Consider the following 4,508-nt stretch of genomic DNA (forward strand, 5'->3'; position numbering starts at 1 on the left):
TTTAACAGCTATTTCTAAACTAATAAATGTTATTTTAGCCTACTCTTTAAATGACATAAAATATATTAGAAGTATTAGAAAACTATATTTAATATCAGCTTAATCACATATCCACAGTCTAATTTCATAATCTTTCTGTAAAAGACCGTTTTTGTTAGGGTCTATATTTTCATGCACAAATTTAAATCAAAATATTGGTTTTTTTAAAAGTTATCCACAATTTTTTAAATCTTAATTTCACAATCGCCTAATAATTTGTATTATAAATATTTTATATAGATTACCTTTTCCATTTTAGTTAAATTTACTATCAGGTTTTTATTTATTATAAACTTATGAATAAATAAAAAAGCCCTTCATCCCTAAAAAGGGACGAAGGACTCACTTCGCGGTACCACCCTAATAGATAATTTAAAATTATCCACTCAGTTAGATTATATTTAAATATAATCTATCCTCTTTAACGGGAGGTATACGTCAATATCTAATTTAAGAAATTAATTCTTAGTTCTCAATATGAAATTCAAAGGCTGCTTCTGAAAGGTATCCTACCAAAGTTCCACCACTCTTTAGCTCTCTAAAAGGATTATACTATCATACTATTCCTTATCATAATCTTTAATTTATTATCATTTTTTATTTATTATAATGATATTTTATTAAAAATTCAATAGTATTTTTAAATTTTTCTGAGAATTTATAATATTTAAAAATACTTTTAATAAACTACACTTTCCATACAAAGCCCTTTAGCTGGGGCTTTTTCTGAGGCTTCTGATCTCTTTTTAATTTCTAATATATGTTTTACTTCACTAGAACACATATTGCCTAACCCTACTTCTAAAAGAGTACCTACTATTATTCTCACCATATTTAATAAAAATCCATTACCATTTACTTTAATTTTTATTATATTATTATTTTCTTCTATGTTTATGTAATTTATAGTTCTTATGGTTGATTTGCCATTTTTAATCTTCAAACTAGTAAAACTTTGAAAATCATGGGTTCCTATTAAATACTTAGATCCATTAATCATTTCTTCTAAATTTAATTTTTTTCTTATATGATATGTATACTTTCTTAAAAATACATCAGCATATTCATTATTATCTATTGTATATACATAGGTCTTTGATTTTACATTTAATCGTGCATGAAATCTTTCATTACAATTTTTTAAAGATTTTACTACTATATCTTCTGGCAAATATGTATTTAAATACTCTAATATTTCCTCCAATGACTTTATAGAAACTGTTTTAAAATTAGCTATATAATTTTCAGCATGAACCCCTGTATCGGTTCTTCCACAACCTATTATTTGTATATCCTCTTCAGTCATTTTGCTTAAAACTTTTTCTATCTTATCTTGAATGGTAGAAACATTACTACCCTTTTGATTTTGCTTTTGCCACCCTTTATATCTACTTCCATCATACTGAATAAGCATTTTTATATTTCTCATTTACTTACCTTCTCTTTCTTTAATAAATTTAACTACTCCATCATTATTATTGCTATCTATTACATTAGTAGCTAATTTTTTTAATTTATCCACTGCATTTTCCATAGCATAACATTCATCTGAAATTTTAAACATAGGTATATCATTTACATTATCTCCAAAGGTAATAAGCTTGCTATGATTTACATACTCCTTCAAAAGCTCTATTCCATTAGCCTTTGATGCTTTAGAACTATAAGCTTCTAAATAGTACATTCCCTTCTCATATATGTCTTCATAAAAATCTGTAGTTATTCCTTCCACATTTTTAATTTCTTCATATATTTCTTTTATAAAATCTAATTTATCAAATATTATAAAATTAATAACCTTACTATCTTTAATAGCTTCTACATAGTCTTCTATTTTAACAAAGGTTTTTAAAGATTTATTGCATCTTTCATTATAAAAATCTTGTTCTATATTCCATTTAAACTCCCTATAATAAACCCATAAATGATTATCTCTAATGGTATAAACAAAGAAATCTTTTTTATATTCTTTAAATATTTTAAGCATTTTATTTACAGAATCCTTATGTATATCCTTTGTATCTATATAATTTCTTTTGTTTATGTCATATATTAAAACACCATTCATTAATGTAGCAGGGATTTTCAAGTTTACTCCCTCTAGTAAATCCACCACAGTAGCTGGTGTTCTAGCTGTAGCAATGGTAAAATTAACACCTTTATTTATTAATTCATTTAAAATATTTTTTGATTCTAAAGAAACTTTCTTATTACTATTTAATAAAGTTCCATCTAAATCTGAAACATATAAATCCATAAAATTCCCTCTTTTTTTTATAAATTTGTATAACCATATTTCTTATACTTTATATATAGTATTTATTTTTTAAACTTTAATATACTAAATTCACCTATAACTCCAATTAATATGCCCATAGTATAACATATTAAATCACTCCATAAAAAACCATAACCTAGTATTAACCCACCTAAAGTTGTATTTCTTAAATCTTCAATCCAATCTCCTTTATATAGTTGGGAAATTTCTATACCATAAGAAAAAATTATTGCAAAAATAGCTATTTGCAGTATAGGTTTGTCTTTAAATAAAAAAGCAAAGCCTAAAAACACCATTAAAGCCCACAGAGTATCTCCAGCATAAGCTCTTAAAAACCCAGGTAAATATATACCAAATTTTCTTGAAGCTATACCTAATATCATTACTAAAATTACTAAAATAAAATATAAAATCCTATTTCTTTTAAATTGCTTCTTCATAATATCGCTCCTAAATTAATTAATAATTACTTTAATATAATAATATTTATATAGCTTTAATAATACTTATTAAATTCAAAACAATATACATTATAATAAAATTTCTCCATAAAATAAAGCGCTCAATCTATTAATTACAATTAAACATTGATTTTTAAATAATTTTATATTTTTATCATCAAATAAACTCATTATTTGATGATAAATTATTCTTCATAAAATTTTAATATTATAAATTAATTTTTACTATGTTATTATATTTACCTTCTGTAAAATTATTTATATAAATAAAATGACAAGTACTACAAAATACTATTTAATTGTTACTTTTAAACCTATATAAAATTAAAAGTAATAATTAAAGCATATAAATTGAATACTTGCCATCTTTTTATTTATTATTCCATTTCATAATAATCTACATCTATTACTAAATCATCTCCATCAATAGAACCTGCTGAAGAAATTAATTTAGGTAAGGTAATCTTTAAATTTAATCCATCAAAATCACCATTAATTTCAGTAGCTTTTATGTTCTCTACTTTGAAATTTTTTGTAACAGTATTGCTCTGCTGAATTGTAACTCCTAGCCCTCCTGTATTAATAGCAGTACTTACAACAGCTGATACTGTTAATACACTATTTTCACTATCATAATTAATACTTATATCATTTTGTTTTACATTGTTTAATTGTCCATAAATAACATAGCTATCATTTAACTCTTCCATTTGTAAAACTACACTATCATTACTGTTTCCTGAAGAATAAAATTCAAACCCCATAAAATTCCTCCTTAAGAAAATCATATATTATACTTTATTAAACTATTTAATTTATGTGTATAATTTATTTAAATTTTTTATTCTATATGTTTATGATTTTTAATGTGATTTATACAATAACATTGCTTTCCCTTACATTTTGAACAATATCTAAATTCCATATTAGGATCATCTAATTCAGTAATACCACATACAGTACATTTATGTCTTGGACCATTAATAGGAATTACTTTTGCATTATATTTTTGCTTTCTTGCATAATTTTTTCCCTTATGCTTAGTACTTTTTATTATATCTTTTCCAAAGAATAATAAGAAATTAATAACTGGAGCTAAATAAAGTAATTTCGCACCTATAGAAGGAGCTGTAATAAACCCATATGCAATTAAAACCCAATTTATCATTGCTAGGTATTTAATTTTTATTGGAATTACAAAAAGAAATAACACCTGAAAGTTAGGATAAATCATAGCAAAAGCTAAAAATAATGATAAATTTACATAAGCACCTGTTGCTGGAACCCCTGTCAAAAATGAAATTACTATAGTAGCTAATATTCCAGTAAAATAATATATATTAAACTTAAATCCTCCCCATTCTTGTTCTAATCCAGAACCTGCAAGATAATCAAAATATAATGAAAATAATAATCCAATTATTGATACACCAAATGGTGGTATAAATACAAAAGTTATAAGTCTCCAAATTTCTCCCTTTAATACTTTTTGTGGAATAAGCATAAGATTAAAAATACCATTAGGGTCTGCTGTATATAATAAAAAATATACAAATGCTGTTATTAAAACTATATACAACATTAAATTTTTGATATAAAATTTTCCAAATTTTCTTTGTAATTTATCTAAGAAATTCATAATTTTCTCTCCTTTACATACTAGTCCTATTACTATTTTATCACTAAAATTACATATTATATATATTTATTATATAATACTGTTTATTTAC

The 4,508-nt window shown here is 23.7% G+C and carries 5 protein-coding genes and 1 other annotated feature; all 5 genes read right to left on the reverse strand.

Annotation, left to right across the window (positions count from 1 at the left end):
- Nucleotides 1-365: 365 nt before the first annotated feature.
- Nucleotides 366-622 (reverse strand) — a binding site (T-box leader).
- Between the two features lie 96 nt (nucleotides 623-718).
- On the reverse strand, nucleotides 719-1,468 hold the full coding sequence (gene truA / locus GBZ86_RS13055; protein WP_152891316.1) for a tRNA pseudouridine(38-40) synthase TruA: 750 nt from the start codon (nucleotides 1,466-1,468) through the stop codon (nucleotides 719-721).
- Entirely contained in the window at nucleotides 1,469-2,296 is an 828-nt protein-coding gene (locus GBZ86_RS13060) for an HAD family hydrolase (RefSeq protein WP_152891318.1), read from the reverse strand.
- 62 nt (nucleotides 2,297-2,358) lie between these two features.
- Nucleotides 2,359-2,757, reverse strand: a complete 399-nt coding sequence (locus GBZ86_RS13065) for a ribosomal maturation YjgA family protein (protein WP_152891320.1) — start codon at nucleotides 2,755-2,757, stop codon at nucleotides 2,359-2,361.
- 398 nt (nucleotides 2,758-3,155) lie between these two features.
- Nucleotides 3,156-3,542 carry an alpha-crystallin domain-containing protein gene (locus tag GBZ86_RS13070; RefSeq protein ID WP_152891322.1) on the reverse strand — a complete coding sequence of 129 codons (387 nt, stop codon included), beginning with the start codon at nucleotides 3,540-3,542 and terminating at the stop codon, nucleotides 3,156-3,158.
- A 77-nt stretch (nucleotides 3,543-3,619) separates the two neighbouring features.
- Complete coding sequence (locus GBZ86_RS13075) at nucleotides 3,620-4,417, reverse strand: rhomboid family intramembrane serine protease (RefSeq protein ID WP_152891324.1); 798 nt, start codon at nucleotides 4,415-4,417, stop codon at nucleotides 3,620-3,622.
- Nucleotides 4,418-4,508 lie beyond the last annotated feature (91 nt).

Source organism: Clostridium tarantellae, assembly GCF_009295725.1.
GTDB lineage: Bacteria > Bacillota > Clostridia > Clostridiales > Clostridiaceae > Sarcina > Sarcina tarantellae.

Coding starts and splice junctions, on each gene's coding strand:
- truA (WP_152891316.1), bottom strand. CDS start 1,468: ATGAGAAATATAAAAATGCTTATTCAGTATGATGGAAGTAGATATAAA.
- GBZ86_RS13060 (WP_152891318.1), bottom strand. CDS start 2,296: ATGGATTTATATGTTTCAGATTTAGATGGAACTTTATTAAATAGTAAT.
- GBZ86_RS13065 (WP_152891320.1), bottom strand. CDS start 2,757: ATGAAGAAGCAATTTAAAAGAAATAGGATTTTATATTTTATTTTAGTA.
- GBZ86_RS13070 (WP_152891322.1), bottom strand. CDS start 3,542: ATGGGGTTTGAATTTTATTCTTCAGGAAACAGTAATGATAGTGTAGTT.
- GBZ86_RS13075 (WP_152891324.1), bottom strand. CDS start 4,417: ATGAATTTCTTAGATAAATTACAAAGAAAATTTGGAAAATTTTATATC.